The following is a 20,560-nucleotide window of genomic DNA, read 5'->3' as shown; positions in this document are numbered from 1 at the left end:
CTCGGCTTGTTTGAGGATGGCCATGATTTGGCTATCGGTAAAGCGGGAGGTTTTCATAGAATTTCCTTTAAATCAAACAACTTAGAAATTCTACTTTTAACTCAGGTTAAGGGGCGGGGGTATTACCTTACCAGCGCCAATAAAGTTAGAGCACAGTAGAACCACGACAAAGGCAGCCAATATTAAGTCGTAGTAGCGGTGATGATGTCTAGACGAGTCCATAAGTATGAAAAAATGGATAATAGAAATAAGAATATCTGCATTCCTGGAAATTCACAGGGAGCAGATTAAAAACCAAAATAGGATGGCTAAGAACAATGAGTAAAGCTAGTTTCAATTGGGCTGACCCCCTACTTCTCGACACGCAACTCAGCGAAGAGGAGCGCATGGTACGTGATGCCGCTGCTCAATATGCTCAAGGACGTTTGATGCCCCGCATTCATGATGCGTTTCGCAATGAAACCACTGACCCGGCGATCTTTCGCGAGATGGGTGAATTAGGACTCCTTGGCATCACCATTCCCGAAGAATACGGTGGCGCAAATCTGAACTATGTTTCCTATGGATTAATTGCCCGCGAGATCGAACGCGTTGACTCGGGCTATCGCTCCATGATGAGTGTTCAGTCCTCTTTGGTGATGGTCCCTATCAATGAATTTGGTAGCGAAGCCCAAAAACAAAAGTACCTACCCAAGTTGGCTAGCGGTGAGTGGATTGGTTGCTTTGGATTGACTGAGCCTAACTATGGCTCAGACGCTGGCGGCATGATTACGCGAGCCAAAAAGGTCCCAGGCGGCTTCTCTTTAACTGGCTCTAAGATGTGGATCTCTAACTCCCCTATCGCTGATGTATTTGTCGTATGGGCCAAGAATGATGAGGGCTTGATTAGGGGCTTCATCCTGGAAAAGGGTATGAAGGGTTTATCTGCCCCCAAGATCAGCGGCAAGATGGGCCTACGGGCCTCTATCACTGGTGAAATCGTCATGGATGAGGTCTTTGTTCCTGCCGAAAATGAATTCCCAGAAATTACCGGCCTTAAAGGTCCTTTTACTTGCTTGAACTCTGCACGCTACGGTATCGCTTGGGGCTCCCTCGGCGCTGCTGAGTGGTGTTGGCATGCAGCACGCCAATACACGATGGATCGCAAGCAATTTGACCGCCCTTTAGCTGCAAATCAACTCATTCAGAAGAAATTGGCTGATATGCAAACCGAGATTACCCTGGCCCTGCAGGGTTGTTTGCGTTTAGGTCGCATGAAAGACGAAGGTATTGCCGCCCCAGAAATTACCTCCATGATGAAGCGCAATTCTTGCGGTAAGTCTTTGGATGTGGCTCGTCTAGCAAGAGATATGCATGGTGGAAATGGAATCTCAGATGAGTATGGCGTTGTCCGTCATATGCTGAATCTTGAAGTCGTCAATACCTATGAAGGCACACATGATATTCATGCCCTGATTTTGGGCCGTGCACAAACTGGCATTCAAGCCTTCAGTTAAGCGCTCACCTTGATGATGAGGTCCTTTGCCGCTAGCGTAAAGGCTTCATCGCCATCATCCCTTAGTTCAACGAAATGATCTTCGCGATAGCTTGGAAAATTCCGAACGATTGAGGACTGATAGGATGGGTCGTAATGCATCACCAATAACTCTTCTACTAAATTTCCAAAGTCACCTTGATCAATAGTCTCATGCCATTTTTCGATTTGGACTTTGCCATAACGCGATGTCAGCAAACTGAGTTTTTGTTTGAAGCTTTCAGGATTCGATAAGAAGTGTTGATACTCCCGCAGCAACCAAGATACTCGAGTCTTGGTGCTCGATCGCAGTTCTATACATCGACCATTGCGAATGCGCTCCATCAAGGCATCAGGCACATGCAAGCCCCCTACCTTCTTACTTTCGGACTCAACAAAAACAATCCTGCTCGGATCCAATGAATTTAAGGCATCCCACAGATTAGTTTCAAAGCCTTTTTGCGAGGGTTGCTCAATATTGGGCTCATTACCCAGAACCGAACCACGATGAATCGCCAAACCCTCAAGATCCAGAATCTGCTGACCAAGAGCACCAATCTCTTGAAGAATGCGCGTCTTACCGCTACCAGTCATTCCAGCAATGACCTGAAAAGAAAATGCTTTAGCGGCTTGATCAAGGCCATCGATCACAATGCGCCGAAAGCCTTGATAACCATTCTCTAGCTGCATCGCTTTCCAACCAATGCGATTGAGAATATGGGTAAAGGCCCCACTCCGCTCTCCACCGCGCCAACAGTAAATTAGTGGGCGCCACTCCCTAGGAAAATCGATGAGTGAGTTTTCTAAGTGGTAAGCGATATTCCGGGACACATAAGCAGCGCCTAATTTCTTTGCAGCAAAAGGAGAAACTTGTTTGTAGAGAGTGCCAATCTCAATACGCTCTTCATTATTTAAAACAGGCAGGTTAATTGCACCAGGGATGTGGTCTAAGGCGAATTCCGCGGGCGAGCGGACATCGATGATTGCGTCAAACTCCTTAAGGCAAGAAGACAGCTTATCAATGCTGAGTATGTGCGAATTACTTGGTTGCAAACAAGATCCTAGCGCAGCTTGCTAATCACGTGATCAGGCCAAGGCGCAGATTTACCTGTCTTGAAATCAACCCAAACCATAGTGGCGCCACCAACGGCAGCAATTACCTCTGGTTCTGTTGTTAGCACCATAGAGGTATAAACATCCAAGCTTGAGCGGCCAATGTTTCCAATATAGGTTTTCAGTATTAGTTCACCTGGATAGGCTAGTTGTTGATGGAAGTTGCAAAAGCCATTCATCATCAGCATAGACTCATCTCCAGGGGCAACGTTATAGCCTAAAGAGGTAATCCACTCTACCCTGGCCTGCTCCATATAACGAAAGTACACCGTGTTATTGACGTGACCATAGGCATCCATATCACCCCAACGAATCGGCATGTTCATTTCATGAACAAACTTTTCCTCAGTCGGGATCTCAATACGCATAAGTGCCGCCCGAATGAATCAGCAAACCTGCAAAGCCATTTGATACAAATTGGTAGAACGTGCACCCGAGCGACAAAATGCCAAGATTGGACCTGGCATCGTTTTCAGTAAGCGCGCCATCTCCACCACTTGATCTTGTGTAAATGCACCGGGAATGACTGGTAAAAAAGCGTAGTTCAAACCAAGTACTTCCGCCTGAGCTTGAATATCTGCATTTGTCGGTTGATCGGGCCCGCCCTCAAAGTCAGGCCGATTGTTGATTACGCTCTTGTAACCTTGTTTTGCAATCTCAGCTAAATGACTAGGATCAATCTGACCAAGCGTGCCAAATTGATTGGTATGGCAAGAAATAGGAAGGCTCATCTAAACCTCAAAAAATATATAAGAAATGAAAACGAATAAGTGAGATTCTAAAGCAGACTTACTGCTTATGGCCCGTAAAGAAGCGGTTGCAAAGCGCCATGCCAGCAAGCATTGCCAGCACAAAGACTAGTGCTTTTACTTGACCTGCTCCAAGCGCCACAATTGCTGGCCCTGGACAAAGCCCAGCAATACCCCAGCCCGCACCAAAGATGACGCTACCGATCACCAGGGGCTTCGAAATATCTCTTCTACCGGGGATGTGAAGTGCACCGCCAAAAAAGGCTTCAGTACGTTGTGAGGCTAAATAAAAACCGCCCAAGCCAACGACTACTGCACCGCCCATTACAAATATTAAGGAAGGATCCCAGTTACCAGCGATGTCGAGGAAATTGAGAATTTTTTGAGGATTACTCATTCCAGAAATGATTAGACCAAAACCGAATAGCACGCCAATAAAATATTGACTATATAAGTTGAAATATCTTCTCATGATTTACCAGCCCAACACATGACGAATGATGAACACCATTAAAAAACCAGCGCCCATAAAAGATAGTGTAGCAACCAAGGACCTAGGGGAAAGACGAGATAAGCCGCAGATACCATGACCGCTAGTGCAGCCTGATCCATAGTTTGCCCCGAAACCCACAAGCAAACCAGCAACAATAATGCCAATCCAATCGGTATCAATTACGGCTGTAGTATGGAGATCAAGCAGCAAGGTTGCCCAGAATGGTGCTGTGAGTAAACCCAGTACAAGACTTAAGCGCCAATTTGCATCACCCGCTTTTGGTGAAAGTAGGCCAGAAATAATTCCACTGATTCCCAAAATACGGCCGTGTAACAGAACATATAAAGCGGCAGCGATGCCCAATATCATCCCACCAAGCAAAGCTGGTCCAGGGGTGAATGCCAACCAATCTATCTGCATATTGTCAAATCTACTTTCTGAGTTAACTGCAAGGATTTGGGGCGAGGCGCACTTGTAGGTAGCGTAATGCCAAATAAGCTCCAAAGATAAATCCAGGAAGTGCTAGCAAGGACCCAATCGCCAAAGTAGAAATACCACTAAGCCCCTGCCCGACAGTACAACCTAGAGCAGTAACCCCGCCAAAGCCCATCAACGAAGCACCGACCAAGTGATTGGCGGTATCTTCAGTATTGCGAAAGCTTTCCCAGCGGAAGGACTTGCTGATAAATGCCACAAATGCGGAGCCAGAGATCATTCCAACAACCGCAGCAATGCCAACGGTGATGATCTTTGATGTATCGCTGTACATCATGAGCCAATCCAAGGAGTAAGCATAAGGTGCCACAAAGGAAAGGCTCTCCATCCGGCCAGAGTTAGTAACCAGGAAGACCTCCTCCAAAGTATTCGGATCTTCAGCTACATGACCCAGATTACCGGAGACCCACCAGATTGCGCAAATAGCGAGGCCAACAAAAATACCGGCAAATAGATTTTCTGCTGTCCAAAAAACCTTACTTGCTAATGCATAAGCAATAAAAGCAAAACCCACTATTAAACCTAGCGCAAGATGTAAATTGTTTCTGGCGATTCCAGTAATGGGACTGAGAATGCTCGGTAAATCTTGCGGAGTATTGAGAGCGATGAATACAGAATCTAGAGTATTCATTCGCAGAACACCAAGGAAGCCCTTCATGGTCATATAAGCAGAAAGTCCCAGAACCATAAATACAATGAAAGACTTTAGATTGCCGCCTCCAATACGCACGAGGGTCTTACTTCCGCAGCCAGACGAGAGCACCATGCCAAAACCAAATAGCGTACTACCCACGATGGTGGAGAGCCATAAAAATTTGCTACCGGTATACATGCTTTTGAGTGGATCAATGAGGCCCAAGTAAGACATCAAGGCAAAGCCAACAATAGCGACGCCAATAGCTAAGAACCACTGTTTTAGTCGATCCCAGCTAGACATAATAAAAATATCGGATACGGCACCCATGCTACAAAAACCCGTCTTTTGCATTACGGCACCAAGCATAAATGTAATTGCAAAAGTGGCTAATAAAACCGACCTACTTAGAGAGGAAATATCTACCGCTTCCATATTCAAAATTCTTTAACTGAAATTATTTAAATTTATAAAATTGTTTATTGAGAAAGGCCGCTACATCAGCTTCATCCTCAGGGAAAAGATCCAAGCGCAACTCGGTATTGCACATCGCCACCATGGACTTTAAATTCTGCAAGTTTTTAACTTTGCTATCGCTGCGCGTGTAAATCATGTCGCCATTACCAAAGCCAGATTTCTTGGCGTGGCAGGCATAGCATTTCTGCTGATCAATTTTTTTCCCATTCGCTAGATCGGGTGTAGCGAATGCAGGCACATTCAAGCCTAAGAACGCTATCAGGGATAGAACAAGCTTTAACAGTGGTAATTTCATTTGAAATCAGTCATTTAGCCAAGTAAATGACTATTTTAAAGCCCAGATGATAAATATGCCTTATTCCGACTGAATTGAGAGGTAGACGTTATAGGCATTCATCCGATTGGCAGCCTTAAATAGGGGCATTCCGTCGTATTCAGACCAATCAGCTTGCTGATAAGCCTCCTCAAAAGGATCCATATTTACCGCTGATTTTGTCATTGATTCCCGCAAATAGCGCAAATAATCCCCTGTAAAAGCGATATCTTCTGCGGGATGGATGGAGTAATTGCCGTGCCCTGGAATCACGATTTTTGGATTAATACGCTCAATTGCATCCAAAGCTGATAACCAGCCCTTACTATCCGCATTACCAACAAATGGGATGCGTCCACGGAATACCAAATCTCCTGCAAACAAGACCCCTTCGGATGGGACGTAGATCATCAAGTCCTCTGGTGCATGTGCCGGCCCCACTCGACTAATTTTAAAATCCACGCCACCCACTGTAAGCATATAGCTTTGATCTATCCAAAGATCTGCTCCCGTGAGCTTGGTGCTTGTATTAACCCAAGGGGCAAAGTCCACGCGGGATGCTATTAATCTTTGTATGGCAGTTTCAGACGCAAGGTAATTTATCCCCTGATTCTGGGCATAAATCTTAGCCCCGATCTTTCTAAATTCTTGCAGACCATAAATGTGGTCGGCATGATAGTGTGTCACGATGACAGCCACTACTTTTTGCGAAGTAAGCTTTTTAATTTCAGCAATGAGTTTCTTCGCCAGAACTGGTGAACCCAAAGCATCTACCACCACCACGCCTTTTGGAGTAATGACAAAACCTGCGTTTGAAATAAAGTTCTGATTTTGGCTGCTACCCATCTCGGGCAAGCCTTGCACGAAATATGTGTGCGGAGCCACCTGGATAGGTTTTAAGAGCAAGTCATCCAAAGCATTAACGGAGGATGAGAAAAATAGTAGCGAGAGAGTGCTAAATAAAATTGCCCCTAAAGCACAAGAGCGAATCCTAAGAGCCCTAAGTGGCATAGCTTAAGGCCTGATGTAGGCGAAGTGATTTTGGTACTGAAGGTCTGCAATCCTAACAACACCAGAAGGAGTGAAGTCAGTGTCAAGAATGAATTGATCCTTCTGCAAATTACGATTTTTCAAAGTAATCTCACAAACCTCAAAGCGAACACCGCGTGATTTTAAAGCTCCAACCAGGGGCGCATATTCAATTCCATTCTTTTTGTCTTTCGTACCTTCCATCATGATGTCTACGCCATTAGCATGCGTAACCACAATAATTTTGGTTTGAGGGGCAACATCCAAATGATTACGAATATTACGCAATCCCTTAACCCCTTGAGACTCCGCATCATCAATGTGATAAACCACCTCAGTGGGGCCTGCAGCATAAGCTCCCATTACAACTAGGGCGAAAGAGACCGCAAGATACTGAAGTAATTTTTTCATTTTTTTATCGGCTCAATAAGTATTAGAGTGAAACCATTCCTGGGTTATTTTGCACACCTTTAATGATCGGTTCGTTCAGCTTAACGGCTTTAACAACCTTCACATCGCGCAAATGTCTTTCGATCACATCCCAAATTGGCTCTCCACCAGCATTCCTGGCTTCTTCACTTACTGGCGCCCAACCTGCCACTTTATAAGTCTTGCTTGGGTCGATGTCTTTGCCATTTAAACGCATATCGCTAATGCGCTTACCTGCGGACGCCGCAGGATCGATCGTATACTGCATACCACCTACACGTACCATATCGCCACCCTGCTGATAATACGGATCGGGATTAAATAAGTTATCAGCCACATCTTCAAGAATAGTCTTGATGGTCTCGCCAGTCATATTGGTGACGGTAGTGTATGGATAAGTGATGGCAGTTTGATCTAACAGATTTTCACGAGTAATGGCCTGGCCTGGCAACAAGCTAGTTCCCCAACGGAAACCTGGGGAGAAGGCGATTTCCGCATTCTTCTGCGCCATAAGGCCATCCAAAATCAATTGATCAAAGCTTCCATTGAAATTGCCGCGACGATATAGCAAACCATCCGTAGTAGCCAATTTTTCATTGAGCTTGGTTTCGTATGGTGCCCTAACTTTAGCGATCAGCTTATTCATCGCTGGATCAGCGGGAATTAGATTGGAGAAGATTGGGAAAAGCTTATAGCGAAAATCAACCGGCTTGCCACCCTTCACATCAAAATCGAGTACGCCCAAGAACTTACTGTTCGAGCCAGCATTGGTTACCAAGGTAACACAGCCAGAATTCTTCACCTTGACTGGAATCGGGACGCCATCATGCGTATGACCACCCATGATTGCATCAAGGCCAGTTACACGAGAGGCCATCTTCAAATCAACATCCATGCCGTTATGGGAGAGTAAAACAACAACTTTAGCTCCCTTTGACTTCACTTCATTGATAGTCTTCTGCAAATTTTCTTCTTGAATTCCAAAAGTCCAGTCAGGGGTGAAATAACGTGGATTTGCTATCGGCGTATATGGGAATGCTTGGCCAATGATTGCAACTTGAATGCCGTTTTGCACCTTCATGACATAAGGATTAAAAACAGAATCACCGAAGTCGGCTGTCTTAATGTTTTGGGCAATAAAAGAGACCTTGCCTTTGAAATCGCCATTGACGATTTCCATCACACGCTTTTCACCTAAGGTCATTTCCCAGTGCGGAGTCATGACATCAACACCTAAGAGCAAGGCTGCATCAACCATATCCTGACCATTAGTCCAGAGTGCTGTTCCAGAGCCCTGCCAAGTATCACCACCATCTAACAATAGGGCGCCTGGACGACTTGCTTTCATTTGCTTGATCAGGGTTGCCATATGCGCAAAGCCACCCATCTTGCCGTAATTTTGCGCAGCTGCAACGTAATCTAAATAGGTAAATGCATGAGCATCACGAGTACCAGCAGCAATTCCATTTGCCTTAAGGAAATATTCGCCTACTAAATGGGGTGTCTTGCCTTCTTGCGCCCCAATGCCTAGATTCACGTTTGGCTCACGGAAATAGATTGGCAAAAGTTGGGCATGGCAGTCAGTGAAATGAAGAAAATGCACATTACCAAACTTAGGTAAATCATAGAATTTTTGCGCGGTACTTTGTGCACCAGCAAAATTGGATTGCAGACTCATACCACCTGCTGATGCAATAGCTAATGCTTGCAAAAACTCACGGCGATTTAATGACATATTTATTCCCTTAACAAAACAGGCCTTTCGGCCCGTTTTAATCTGTTATTTATTTACAGGTGATTCTGGGTCAAGCAATAGAGCCATAACATCCTGTATTTGCTGTTCATTGAGGAGTTTGAAGTGGGCAATACGTGGCATATTGCTGCATGCGTTGTAAGCCTTGGCATTATTAATGCGGTTCCAGGTATAGGTAACCACTTCTTTGGAGTAGCCGCGCAATTTAGCGTAACCAGTCAATGATGGGCCGATCGTTCCATAAGAAATTTCTTTAGGGTCAATTTGATGGCAGTTATAGCAGCCGCCGCCAATGACGGTATCAGCCTTGTCTGTCCAAGTTGCACCGCGTCCACTTTGAGCAATCTTTTCACCATTCTTCCAGTCGCCGATGTATTTTCCATCGGATGGTTGCTGAATAGAGTCCATATTGATCTTCTGGATCTTCTCGCGCATGGCCTCGCCCTGCTTGCTGTTGGCAAACTGGGGGTCTGAACAGAATTTCTGAGTAGCGTCTTGATCAATGCGGTCAAGTCCAGCGATGCCTTGAGCCCTAAAGCTGTCTTGCATCATCTTATTGAATTTTGGATCATTTTTTTGCTGAGCAAATGCAGGGGTTTGCACCAAACCAGCGGCAAAGATAAATCCAGAAATAGCTAAGAGTTGTTTTAAGTGTGTAATTTTCATTTTCGTCATCTCTTATCTATTAACGCTTCAATCCAGGTGTTTCAACTGTGCCACCATTGGCATTCTTTGCCATATACATTGATAAGGCAACGGTGACATCTGAACCATAGATTGGGAATGGGAAGCGTTGTTGACGATAGCAATCATTTAAGCGCTGCTGCATAGTCCAAAACTGTCCGCTAGAGACGCGATAAGCGGGCCAATAACCCCAACCTAAAGCGGCACCCTTTTGCTCGGTAATGTTAGGGAGATCTTGCAAGCGAATACGCTTACGGCTTTCGCTATGGCAAGATGCGCAAGAGAAGTCCATTGGACCGCCCTGGAAAAAGAAGGCGCGCTTACCTAGGTCATACATTTCTTTTTCTTTTGGATGCGCGGTGCTCACTTTAATCTTGTCACCCTTAGACTGGGTCACAACGTAAGCAACGATTGCCTCCATGTCCTTCTTGGGACCCTTCTGGAATGGCGCATCAATCATCTCTTGTGGATCACGACCTTGCAGCACTTGCATGCAAGTCATTAAGCGAGACTCAAGATCTTGAACCTTATTAGTATCTTTAAAGTAGCGCGGTAATTGTGCTGAGGCACCCTTAACCACACCAGGTCCAAGCCCTAGATTGCATTTTTCAAGAGTAGCATTTTTAGGTCCAGCCGGTTTTTTCCATAAGTCTTCACCGGCTGCCTCGTAAAGTTCCGAAGGGTTGCCATCAGCAATCATCTCTCGATATTTTGCAATATCGTCTGTAGCACTATTTTGTGCCGACACCGAAGATGTCATTGTTAATAAAGTTGCTACCAAGCCAGTAGCCAACCCTAAGGTCAATTTACGCTGCATTTCCTACCCTTTCAGAACCACGGAGGCGGTAAAGATTTATTAAAGCAAAAAGCAATTAAGAAGCCGTTGCTTCGTCAGTGCGTTTGTCACCCTTGCTGTCCATCCAAGTTACCGCAATCTTGTCGCCCTTAGCGCCCTTATATTTAAAGTTCAAAAATGGATCCTTTGAAACTGCAGGACCAAACTGACCATTAAATACATCTTTGCCATTTGCTTTTACATTGATTGTGCTGATAAACCAAGCAGGAATTGTTTTGCCAGAAGCATCTTTGCGCTGACCAGATTCCATATCATGTTTCATCAAAATTTTAACGTCTACAGTACCGCCATTTTCAGCAGCTCTTACGCGCATTGGATCAGCCATTTTGTTCCTCTTTTATTCTATATATAAATGAATTGTGTCTATGTATTTGCTTCGGGATTAACCGCCGCAACCACCAAGCGTCACTTTGACTTCTTTAACAGTCATGTTCCACTTACCATCAGCTTTTACCAAGGCATAAACATTGGATGTTTGACCCATCTTGATACGAGTCGTCACGAAAGAGTCAGTGCCGGCTGGGATAAAGAATTGAGCGGCCAATGCGCTCGGGTTCTTTTCAACCAAAATCGCCATTTGCTCTGCTTTTAAAGTGGTTGTAATGCCGACTGGCACTACGGCACCATTTTCAGCAATATCGGGCGCATTCAAGGTAACGGCAGACGATTTGTCTGGGCTACCAGCACCAAGAATTTTGAAAACGTCATCGAGGCTCTTGCCTTCGAATGCGGCTTTATTCCACTCTTGTGCTTGCGCTACGCTAATGAGCCCGGTTGAGGCCATCAGACCAAATACTGCTGAGTACTTCAATAGACTGCGACGCTGCTGATTCATAAAAACTCCTTTATTAATCTTTACCTACATACATAAGCTATTTTGCTTCAAAACCTGCTATGAACTGCCAAATTTATATCATTTGCCGCCAGATAACATCCAAGATACCAAAGTCTTACGATCTTCGTCTGATAATTGGGTTTGGGGAGGCATCGGAATTGAACCCCAGACCCCAGAACCGCCAGCTTTAACCTTGGCCATTAGCTTATCTAACGCCCCGCTCTGGCCATCATACTTTTTAGAGATATCCGTAATTGATGGGCCAACTAGCTTCGCATTTGGCGCATGACAAGCCGAGCAATTCTCATTTTTAAATAGCGCTGCAGGGCCTTTTGAGCTTGCTGCATGAGTATCAGCGGCATGTGCCAAACCTTCTCCGGAGGCGCCAGGTAACTGCTTAATCGGTGGCTTGGTAGTATCTGCCCCACGATAAGGACCATATAAGCGATTTTGCTCTGCAATATTTTCATGTGCATTACGAGCAAAGTCTGGCAATGTGGAGCCGATCTGCACAAATGGAACGCAGTTATGCATACAACTGTTTCCATTGACATCTGGCTTATCTTTCACATTCCAGAAGCCATGCTTGCGGGTCATGCCATTACGGTTGGGCATTTTGACATCAGCAATATTCTTATCGCTCAGAACATAGTCATCCGGAACAATTTCACCCAAGCTCAGAATAAAAGCAACAAGCGCATAAGTATCATCTGGTGTTAATGATCTTGGGGCATTCCATGGCATTGCACGATAGATGTAATCCCATAAGGTGGAAACAGTAGGAACCTTCATCAAGGTCGTTCTCTGCGGTTGTTTCATGTCCTTCAATGAGGCTACGCGACCGGTCTTTACATCATCCGCAGTTGTGCCGCCAGCGATAGGAGTAAAGATTTCATTGGACTCACCAAAGGTGCCGTGACAGCTTGCACATTTAGCCTCCCAAATCACTTGACCCTTTTCAACAGAACCAGATCCCTTTGGTAGACCCTTAAAGTCTGGACGCACATCGATATCCCAAGCAGCAACTTCTGCTGGAGTCGCCACTCTACCAATGCCAGGAAATTTGGCTGAACCTGATTGCGCAAATGACAATTGCGCGCTAATGGCAATGAATGCCGCAAAACCTAAGCGGACGCAGAATTTATCCAACTTGAACATTGCTCACCTCGCCATTTGAATCCAATTTCCATGATTGAATTGCATTGTTGTGATAGATCGATCGAGTGCCGCGAACATTGCGCAGTGTTTTGATCGATGGTTGGATATAGCCCGTGTCATCCATCGCCCTTGATTGCATGATGGTTGGTGAGCCATCCCAAACCCAATCGATATTGAAGCGGGTAATAGATTTGGTGAGAACTGGTGTTTCCAAACGCGCTGTGCGCCAGTTATTACCACCATCAAAAGAAACATCAACACGGGTAATTTTTCCGCGACCAGACCAAGCCATCCCGCTCACGTTGTAGAAGCCTTTATCTAAAAGCTGTTGACCACCCGATGGCGTTGTAATAACGGATTTGCACTCTTGAATAGAGGCATATTGACGATGATCACCATTAGGCATCAATTCAATATAGTGAACTGCCTCATCTTTTGAGTTCCATGGAGCATCACCAACTTCAAGACGGCGTAACCACTTCACCCAGCTAACGCCCTGGACGCCAGGTACTACCAGGCGCAATGGGAAGCCATTTTCTGGGCGCAACATTTCACCATTCATAGACCAAGCAACGATTGTGTCATTCAGACAACTCTCAAGATTGATGGTGCGAGTCATGCCTGATCCGTCACCACCTTCGGCGAGCATGTACTTACCTTTTTTGAGGTCTGCGCCGCACTCTTCGAGCAACACTTTAAGCGGTACGCCCGTGAATTCGCAGCATGACAACATGCCGTGCGTGTACTGAACTGTAGGAACTGCAACGTTACCCCACTCTAAGCCAGTATTTGCACCACACTCAATAAAGTGGGTACGTGAAACTGAAGGAAGGCGCATCAAATCATTCATCGTGAAAACACGCGGGTTTTTTACCAGACCGTTCACCATCAAACGATGGGTCTCAGGGTTGATGTTGTACCAACCCTGATGATGGCGCTCGAAATGCAATCCGTTTGGAGTAATTGTTCCAAATAAACCTTGCAGAGGAGTAAAGGCAACAGAAGCTGCCGATACACGCGTTAAACCTGGTGATTCACGACGAATGAGGTTTGACTCATAGATTGACGGTACGCCATAAGGCATAGTGGCCACGTTTTTACCGAGCGTAGTCTGCCATTCTTGCTTTTCTAAGATCGCTGGATCGCCCTCACCTGCAGCCATAGCCAGTGGAGCAGCTAAACCAGCTGTAGCACCACCAAGCGCTGACATAAAACCTTTACGTAAAAATCCACGACGGTTTTCATCTAAGCTGTTGGCATTGATATCGGCAATAAGCTCTTGAGAAATGAAATGTTCAGGCGCCTTGACCAGGCGAGCCCGGTTAGCCGGCTTTTCGATAGCGCTAATATCCTGCGCGCTAATCTCAATTTGTTTTTTTGTCATGTGATCTCTACTTTGATGAATAGATACTTAAAAAGTTAATGCAAGTTCTCAGCAATCTTGGCGCACACTGTTTGGCACATTTCTACAGTGGCGTTATCAGCTATTGAATAAAAAACAGTCGTTCCTTCCTTGCGTCTAAGCAAAATGCCTGATTTGTGCAATGCCGGAAGATGGCGTGACACATTAGCCTGACTGGAGCCGCATAACTCAACAACCTCAGAAACAGACTTTTCACCACTACAAACGGCATACATGATTCGCAAACGGGATGGCTCGGACAGCACATTGAAATATTCAGCAACGCGCACAAACACCTTCTCCATTGCTTTTGGGGAAAGGTCTTTAGTTGCTTTTTTTACTTTTGCTTTGCTATTCACGGTCGTTAACAATATATGCGTATACGTGCATATATTGGACACCGAAGCTTCGTCGACTTATATAGTGAGATACCCTATCCCCAAAGGCAATACAATCCAAATGAATGGATATTGAAGCAATTCTTCTCTCTTTAAAACTCGCTTTTTGGACGATGGCACTCATATTGCCATTCGGGATTTGGGCTGCTCATAGACTGGTCAAGCTTAATAGAAGTCGCCCATGGTTCGAGGCAGCCTTAGCCCTTCCTCTTGTTTTGCCTCCTACGGTACTTGGTTACTATTTTTTGGTTGGCTTTGGAGGCAAGAGTCTTTTTGGCATCCCCTTGGTCTTCTCTTTTTTTGGGATCCTGCTGGCATCCTTGTTTGTTAACCTCCCTTTCGCTATTCAGCCGATACAAAGAGCATTCGAGAATATCAACCCAGAAATTCGTGAAGCAGCAGAAGTTAGCGGCTTGAGTAATTGGCAGATATTCAGGCTAATAGAGTTACCGCTGGCATGGCGCGGTATTGTCAGCGCAGGCGTCCTGACGTTTGCCCACACCTTAGGTGAGTTCGGCGTTGTTCTCATGGTTGGTGGTGCCATCCCCGGGGAAACCAAAACGATTTCAATTTCAATATATGACAAGGTGCAGAGCTTTGATTCTGCAGGCGCAGGGTCACTCTCATTGCTACTCCTGGGCATTTCATTGGTAGCCATTGCCATATCCTATGGACTATTTGGTCGCAAAACACCCTCACAACGAGGAGGTAGAGCGTAATGCTAAAAATCAAACTGAGCCAAAGTTCGCCAATGCCGATCCAAATCAATCTGGAATGCGCAGCTGGCGAGCTACATGCTTTAGTGGGACCCTCTGGGAGTGGTAAAACAACCGTCTTAAGAACGGTTGCCGGCCTTCGACAACCTAGCTCTGGAAAAATTGAGTGCGACTCAGAAATCTGGTTTGAGGGCGACGACATGAAAAGGGTTAGCAAGTCACTTCCTGCAGCCCAACGCTCTTGTGGATTCTTATTCCAACAATACGCCCTCTTTCCGCACCTTACCGCATTGGAAAATGTCTGCATCCCGCTGCAAAATTCAGATTTCAGCAAAACTGAGCGCAAGCTAATTGCTAAAGAGTGGTTAGAAAGAATGGGAATTGCAGACTTAGTTGATCGACTGCCTCATCAATTATCGGGCGGACAACAACAACGTGTGGCACTAGCCAGAGCCTTGGCAAGAAAGCCCAAAATTTTGTTACTTGATGAGCCTTTCTCTGCGATTGATGCACCTACAAGACAAAATCTTTACAAGACACTGGCAGATCTACGCAAGGATTTGAATATCCCAATCCTATTAGTTACTCATGATTTAAGAGAGGCTGATCTATTGGCTGATCGAATTACTGTGATTGATCAAGGGATTGGTCTGCAGACAGCCGCGCCACAAACCCTCTTCCAAAAACCCAGAAACTCTCGAGTTGCCGAACTTGTTGGAATTAGCAATATGTTCCATGGAGTCTTTGATTCCGGGAAATTGAGCTGGGATGGTTGCGAACATATATTCTCGGTTGCCGATAAGGGAAAAATTCCGCCGAACGTGCGTGTTGCTTGGGTAATCCCGCAAAGTGGATTAAGCGTCCATAGCAATCCGTCAAATAGTAGCGTATGCGCCACGGTTGAAAAGATTAGCAGCTTAGGACAAATTGCAGTCATTCAGCTTCGGATTAACAACAGTGAGAATATCCTTGAATGGGAAGCCTCTTCCGCAGAGGTCAAACGACTATGTATGGAGGTCGGTAGCCAAATGCATATTGAATTAGATGGTAAACAAATTCACATCATGCCGCTTCGCCCGATTAATGATCCGCGGCGCTTTATCGACCAATGAGAAAGCGTTCGATGTCAGTGCTCTCCTTGCCCAATGAATAGACTCAAGGACTATTTCCTAGCTACTAGGCCCGCTTTTTTAATCATTACTCTACTTGGATGCTTCCTCGGCCTCTCCATTCCCGGGAGCACTAGTTCGTCAACCTGGTTGATGGGCTTACTAGGAATCGCCGTAGCCATTCTTGCTCATGCTGGAGCAAACTTGCTTAATGATTACTTTGATCATTTGAATGGAAGCGATGAATGCAATCAAGACCGCATCAGCCCCTTTACCGGCGGAAGTCGATTTATTCAAAACCAACGCTTAAGCGCAAAGATAATTTATGTTTTTGCCCTATGCCTACTCACCACATCAACCGCCTTAGGCTTATTAATTTGCTACCTGAGTAGCTGGGTTTTATTACCCATCAGTATTTTCGGGGTATTTATGGCCTGGGCATACTCGGCTAAACCCCTCCAGTTAATGTCAAAAGGAATTCTTGGGGAAATCGCAATTGCCATCGCTTGGTCAATGCTGGTTATTGGATTTGCGACACTTGAGAGATCACGCTTAGCATATGAGGCAATCCCATCGGGGATGGCATTCGGACTCATGGTGTCAAACATATTACTAGTCAATCAAGTCCCCGATATTCGTGCAGATACATTAGCAGGGAAAATGACTCTTGCCGCAAAGTGCGGCGTTCAAAATATCTGGATTTGGTATGTTGGCATTTTTACTGCGGCATATACTTTGCAAATAGTAAGTATCGCTACCAATGACATCCCAAGCAGGAGTCTTGTCACTATAGCCGTCTTACCAGCCTTTATTTACTGCGCTTATTTACTTCAAAGTCACTACTCTGATAGGGGGAGACTGAAATCAGCGTTATTACTTAATCTAATAGCCGCTCATGCTTATACAGTTTTATTTTGCATAAGCATAATTTGAGTTTTCATGCGCTCTTTTTAGCTACCATTCCAAGCAATGCCGACATTCCTGTATGCCTAGCCCCCTCAGATAATTCTTTTTCATAGCATGCGAGATTCAGAATTTCAAATTCCCGGCTAAGGTCACGAATCATCTCTTCAGTGTAGAGATGCTCAATCAATGAAGGGCCACCGGTTTTATATTCCAACTGCTTTGGGGTATAGCCTTGAAGAATGAAGATACCGCCTGGTTTAAGAGTTTGATGCACTTGCTTGAATATTCTGGCGCGCATAACTGGATCTGAAAATTGAATGAAGATTCCAATCACCGCATCATATGAGTTGGCCTGCCAATCAAATCCATCGGTATCGCAAAGGCTATATAGAATGTCGACATTGCTCTCTTTGGCAAACTGGTTTGCCTTCATCAGTGCTATATCAGAGACATCAAAGCCGGTGACCTGCATGCCTTGCTTTGCAAGCCAGACGCCATTGCGCCCTTCACCATCGGCAATACAAAGTACAGAATGCCCTGACTTCAAATATTGGGCTGTTTGCTCAACCAAATATTCATTTGGCTCTTTACCGAAGATGAACTCTTCTTTGTCGAAGCGCTCATTCCAGAATTGAGTGGCATCAGAAAAACTCATTAATCTGTCTTGATGGACTTGATTATTTTTTGAGTCCCCCAATGAGATCGCTCTTCAAATCATTGATATTTTCAAGGCCAACGGCAATGCGTACCAATCCGTCTGTTATGCCGGCAGCCTTGCGAACTTCAGGGCTTACTCGGCAATGCGTAGTTGTTGCTGGATGGGTAATGGTCGTACGAGTGTCTCCAAGGTTTGCAGTAATAGAGCAAAGCTTGGTTTGATTGATGAGTTTGAATGCCGCCCTCTTACCGCCCTTGAGCGCGAAAGACACAATTGCTCCACCTGCTTTTTGTTGGCGCTTAGCCAAAGCATGTTGAGGATGGGACTTTAATCCCGGATGATAAACACGCTCAATGCCAGGCTGTTTTTCTAACCATTGGGCGATTGCCAAAGCATTTTGGCTCTGTTGCTTCATACGCAACTCAAGCGTTTCTAAACCCTTGAGAAATACCCAGGCATTGAATGCTGACAGTGTTGGTCCAGCGGTTCGTACATAGGGAAATACTTTACCCATGATGAAATCATTGCTACCCACAATTGCCCCACCAACAACGCGACCCTGACCGTCTAGATACTTGGTAGCTGAATGAATTACGACATCAGCACCCAGCGACAGTGGTCTTTGCAAAGCTGGAGTGCAGAAACAGTTATCTACCGCAAAGAGTGCTTTCGCTTTCTTGGCGATTTTAGAGATGGCTTTGATGTCTGCAATCTCTGTTAAGGGATTGGATGGCGTTTCCAAATAAAACAGTTTGGTATTTGCTTGGACGGCATCCTGCCATGCCTTGGTATTAGATAAATCTACGTAAGTAGTTGTAATCCCAAACCGCCCTAAAATATTGCTAAACAATTGGATCGTTGCACCAAAAACAGAACGAGAGCAAACCACATGGTCGCCTGCCTGAAGGTGGGACATTGCCATTGTCAAAATAGCAGCCATGCCAGAAGAAGTTGCAATGCAGGCCTCTCCGCCTTCTAGTGCGGCAAGGCGATCCTGAAACATGCTAACCGTAGGATTGGTAAAACGAGAATAGATAAAGCCTTGATCTGCATGTGCAAAGCCATCTGCTGCTAGCTCAGCGCTATCAAAGCAAAAACTGGAGGTCAGGAACATGGCCTCGGAGTGCTCTTGGTATTCAGCGGTGCGACGTGTGCCTGCGCGAACCGCTAGGGTTTCAAGCGCAAGCTTTGAAAAATCAGGTTTTTGGCGAGTAGTTTTGCTCTTCATACCGCTATTTTGACACCGAATTGAAGAAATGCCTCAGACGGGAGCGCCTGAGGAACTTGATCGTTGTTTTTAGTCTTCGGTAGCCAAATGCAAGTGGAGCTGTGAACGGGCAAAGTCGCTCGAATCACGTTGGCGGTCTGCCTTTGCTTCAGAGGTATTACGAGCCGCCTCTAAGGCATCTAGATAGGACTCATTAATATCGCCGGTGACATAGCAACCATCGAAACAAGAAGCTTCAAAGTGTTGGATATTGGGATTGATATCCTTAACAGCCTGTTTCATATCCTCAACGCTTTGATAGATCAACTGGTCTGCACCAATCATCTTATTAATTTCTTCATCAGTACGGCCATAGGCAACTAACTCACTGCGGGTTGGCATATCGATACCATAGACATTCGGGAAGCGCACAGGAGGCGCTGCTGAAGCGAAAATGACCTTCTTGGCACCAGACTCACGAGCCATTTGCACAATCTCAAATGAAGTGGTTCCACGAACAATGGAGTCATCCACAATCAACACTGTCTTATCTTTGAACTCAATACGCATTGCATTGAGTTTTTGACGCACGGATTTCTTGCGAACTGCTTGACCCGGCATGATGAAAGTTCTACCGATATAACGGTTCTTAAAGAAACCTTCTCGATAATCAACGCCCAAACGTTTTGCCACTTGCATTGCGGCTGGACGACTAGAGTCTGGAATCGGCATGACTACATCGATCTCGCCAGGAATGGTTTCTTTGCGAATCTTTTCCGCAAGGTAATCACCCATACGCATGCGTACGTTGTAAACCGTGACACCATCAATCGTGGAGTCTGGACGAGCCATGTAAACGTACTCAAAAATACAAGGCGTGAGTACAGCATCTGCTACGCATTGACGTGAATAGAAATTACCATCCAAATCGATATAAATTGCTTCGCCCGGATTAACGTCACGAACAAAAGTAAAACCTAAGCCATCAAGCGCAACAGACTCTGAGGCAATCATCCATTCAGGGCCCTTCGGTGTATCAATACGGCCAATACATAAAGGGCGAATTCCGAATGGATCACGGAAGGCTAATAAGCCATATCCAGCAATCAAAGATACCACCGCATAAGAACCTTTAACGCGCTTAGTTACTTGAGTAACGGCGTTAAACATCGCACTCTCATCCAAAGCGGCGCTGTTGGTTTCTTTTTGTAATTCATCAGCCAATACATTGAGCAGCACTTCTGTATCGGAGTTAGTGTTGATATGGCGACGATCGCGATATGCCATTTCAACTCGTAAGCTTGGTGCATTAGTGAGATTGCCGTTATGCGCCAAAATAATTCCGTAAGGCGCGCTGACATAAAACGGTTGAGCTTCTTCCTCACTACTAGCAGAGCCAGCAGTTGGGTAGCGAACCTGACCAATGCCAGCATTACCCAACAAGCTGCGCATATTCCGAGTTCTAAATACATCTCGTACTAAACCATTGGCTTTGTGCATCGTGAATGAATTTCCATTCATCGTAGCCATGCCTGCTGCATCTTGACCGCGGTGTTGCAAAAGCAACAAAGCGTCATATATCAGTTGATTAACTGGGGAGTGGGAAACTGTTCCAACGACGCCGCACATAAGC

Annotated in this window: 24 protein-coding genes; 4 read left to right on the top strand and 20 right to left on the bottom strand. The window is 45.5% G+C overall.

Annotation, left to right across the window (positions count from 1 at the left end; genetic code table 11):
* The first annotated feature begins 317 nt into the window (after positions 1–317).
* Positions 318–1,496, top strand: coding sequence for an acyl-CoA dehydrogenase (locus ICN12_RS02205; protein WP_216270441.1), 1,179 nt, complete (start codon positions 318–320; stop codon positions 1,494–1,496).
* On the opposite strand, the gene mnmH is transcribed toward ICN12_RS02205, so the two are convergent.
* From mnmH to ICN12_RS02120, 17 genes are all read right to left on the bottom strand, one after another.
* Complete coding sequence (mnmH, locus tag ICN12_RS02200) at positions 1,493–2,566, bottom strand: tRNA 2-selenouridine(34) synthase MnmH (protein WP_216270440.1); 1,074 nt, start codon at positions 2,564–2,566, stop codon at positions 1,493–1,495. The genes ICN12_RS02205 and mnmH overlap by 4 nt on opposite strands.
* 8 nt (positions 2,567–2,574) lie before the next feature.
* Positions 2,575–2,994 (bottom strand): acyl-CoA thioesterase, encoded by a 420-nt coding sequence (locus tag ICN12_RS02195; protein ID WP_216270439.1) that lies wholly within the window; start codon positions 2,992–2,994, stop codon positions 2,575–2,577.
* A gap of 18 nt (positions 2,995–3,012) precedes the next feature.
* Positions 3,013–3,357: a protein tyrosine phosphatase family protein gene (locus ICN12_RS02190; RefSeq protein WP_216270438.1), complete on the bottom strand. Its 345-nt coding sequence runs from the start codon at positions 3,355–3,357 to the stop codon at positions 3,013–3,015.
* Positions 3,358–3,415: 58 nt separating this feature from the next.
* Positions 3,416–3,847: a DUF6691 family protein gene (locus ICN12_RS02185; protein WP_216270437.1), complete on the bottom strand. Its 432-nt coding sequence runs from the start codon at positions 3,845–3,847 to the stop codon at positions 3,416–3,418.
* A 3-nt stretch (positions 3,848–3,850) separates the two neighbouring features.
* Positions 3,851–4,288 carry a YeeE/YedE family protein gene (locus ICN12_RS02180; RefSeq protein ID WP_216270436.1) on the bottom strand — a complete coding sequence of 146 codons (438 nt, stop codon included), beginning with the start codon at positions 4,286–4,288 and terminating at the stop codon, positions 3,851–3,853.
* A 22-nt stretch (positions 4,289–4,310) separates the two neighbouring features.
* Positions 4,311–5,432 carry a YeeE/YedE family protein gene (locus tag ICN12_RS02175; RefSeq protein WP_216270435.1) on the bottom strand — a complete coding sequence of 374 codons (1,122 nt, stop codon included), beginning with the start codon at positions 5,430–5,432 and terminating at the stop codon, positions 4,311–4,313.
* A 22-nt stretch (positions 5,433–5,454) separates the two neighbouring features.
* Complete coding sequence (locus tag ICN12_RS02170) at positions 5,455–5,769, bottom strand: hypothetical protein (protein ID WP_216862114.1); 315 nt, start codon at positions 5,767–5,769, stop codon at positions 5,455–5,457.
* 60 nt (positions 5,770–5,829) lie between these two features.
* On the bottom strand, positions 5,830–6,798 hold the full coding sequence (locus ICN12_RS02165; protein ID WP_216270434.1) for an MBL fold metallo-hydrolase: 969 nt from the start codon (positions 6,796–6,798) through the stop codon (positions 5,830–5,832).
* A gap of 3 nt (positions 6,799–6,801) precedes the next feature.
* Complete coding sequence (locus ICN12_RS02160) at positions 6,802–7,227, bottom strand: DsrE family protein (protein WP_216270433.1); 426 nt, start codon at positions 7,225–7,227, stop codon at positions 6,802–6,804.
* Between the two features lie 22 nt (positions 7,228–7,249).
* Complete coding sequence (gene soxB / locus ICN12_RS02155; RefSeq protein ID WP_216270432.1) at positions 7,250–8,980, bottom strand: thiosulfohydrolase SoxB; 1,731 nt, start codon at positions 8,978–8,980, stop codon at positions 7,250–7,252.
* 45 nt (positions 8,981–9,025) lie between these two features.
* Positions 9,026–9,664: a sulfur oxidation c-type cytochrome SoxX gene (soxX, locus tag ICN12_RS02150; protein WP_216270431.1), complete on the bottom strand. Its 639-nt coding sequence runs from the start codon at positions 9,662–9,664 to the stop codon at positions 9,026–9,028.
* A gap of 19 nt (positions 9,665–9,683) precedes the next feature.
* A complete protein-coding gene (gene soxA, locus ICN12_RS02145; protein ID WP_216270430.1) occupies positions 9,684–10,499 on the bottom strand; it encodes a sulfur oxidation c-type cytochrome SoxA in 816 nt (271 codons plus the stop codon).
* Positions 10,500–10,554: 55 nt separating this feature from the next.
* The gene (soxZ, locus tag ICN12_RS02140; protein ID WP_216270429.1) at positions 10,555–10,863 is read right to left on the bottom strand and encodes a thiosulfate oxidation carrier complex protein SoxZ; all 309 of its coding nucleotides are present in this window, start codon (positions 10,861–10,863) and stop codon (positions 10,555–10,557) included.
* 57 nt (positions 10,864–10,920) lie between these two features.
* Positions 10,921–11,373, bottom strand: coding sequence for a thiosulfate oxidation carrier protein SoxY (gene soxY, locus ICN12_RS02135; RefSeq protein WP_088527538.1), 453 nt, complete (start codon positions 11,371–11,373; stop codon positions 10,921–10,923).
* Positions 11,374–11,451: 78 nt separating this feature from the next.
* Positions 11,452–12,531, bottom strand: coding sequence for a c-type cytochrome (locus tag ICN12_RS02130; RefSeq protein ID WP_216270428.1), 1,080 nt, complete (start codon positions 12,529–12,531; stop codon positions 11,452–11,454).
* Positions 12,515–13,870: a sulfite dehydrogenase gene (soxC, locus tag ICN12_RS02125; protein WP_370624924.1), complete on the bottom strand. Its 1,356-nt coding sequence runs from the start codon at positions 13,868–13,870 to the stop codon at positions 12,515–12,517. Before soxC ends, ICN12_RS02130 begins: the two co-directional genes overlap by 17 nt.
* 80 nt (positions 13,871–13,950) lie before the next feature.
* Entirely contained in the window at positions 13,951–14,292 is a 342-nt protein-coding gene (locus ICN12_RS02120) for an ArsR/SmtB family transcription factor (protein ID WP_216270426.1), read from the bottom strand.
* A 104-nt stretch (positions 14,293–14,396) separates the two neighbouring features.
* Here ICN12_RS02120 and modB point away from each other — a divergent pair, with 104 nt between their 5' ends.
* From modB to ICN12_RS02105, 3 genes are read left to right on the top strand one after another with little or no spacing between them, the layout of a single operon-like run.
* Positions 14,397–15,050 (top strand): molybdate ABC transporter permease subunit, encoded by a 654-nt coding sequence (modB, locus tag ICN12_RS02115; protein WP_216270425.1) that lies wholly within the window; start codon positions 14,397–14,399, stop codon positions 15,048–15,050.
* Positions 15,050–16,159 carry an ABC transporter ATP-binding protein gene (locus tag ICN12_RS02110; protein ID WP_216270424.1) on the top strand — a complete coding sequence of 370 codons (1,110 nt, stop codon included), beginning with the start codon at positions 15,050–15,052 and terminating at the stop codon, positions 16,157–16,159. Before modB ends, ICN12_RS02110 begins: the two co-directional genes overlap by 1 nt.
* Before the next feature lie 33 nt (positions 16,160–16,192).
* Positions 16,193–17,089, top strand: a complete 897-nt coding sequence (locus ICN12_RS02105; protein WP_216270423.1) for a prenyltransferase — start codon at positions 16,193–16,195, stop codon at positions 17,087–17,089.
* A 4-nt stretch (positions 17,090–17,093) separates the two neighbouring features.
* Here the strand turns inward: ICN12_RS02105 and ICN12_RS02100 are convergent, their stop codons facing one another.
* From ICN12_RS02100 to purF, 3 genes are all read right to left on the bottom strand, one after another.
* Positions 17,094–17,717: a class I SAM-dependent methyltransferase gene (locus ICN12_RS02100; protein WP_216270422.1), complete on the bottom strand. Its 624-nt coding sequence runs from the start codon at positions 17,715–17,717 to the stop codon at positions 17,094–17,096.
* A 22-nt stretch (positions 17,718–17,739) separates the two neighbouring features.
* On the bottom strand, positions 17,740–18,948 hold the full coding sequence (locus tag ICN12_RS02095) for an O-succinylhomoserine sulfhydrylase (RefSeq protein ID WP_216270421.1): 1,209 nt from the start codon (positions 18,946–18,948) through the stop codon (positions 17,740–17,742).
* A gap of 69 nt (positions 18,949–19,017) precedes the next feature.
* A complete protein-coding gene (purF, locus tag ICN12_RS02090; protein ID WP_216270420.1) occupies positions 19,018–20,556 on the bottom strand; it encodes an amidophosphoribosyltransferase in 1,539 nt (512 codons plus the stop codon).
* Between the last annotated feature and the right edge of the window lie 4 nt (positions 20,557–20,560).

Origin of the sequence: Polynucleobacter sp. AM-25C3 (assembly GCF_018882335.1) — a bacterium.
Lineage (GTDB): Bacteria > Pseudomonadota > Gammaproteobacteria > Burkholderiales > Burkholderiaceae > Polynucleobacter.
The sequence above is the reverse complement of the archived record's forward strand: the minus strand, read 5'-3'. Positions and strand labels throughout refer to the sequence as shown.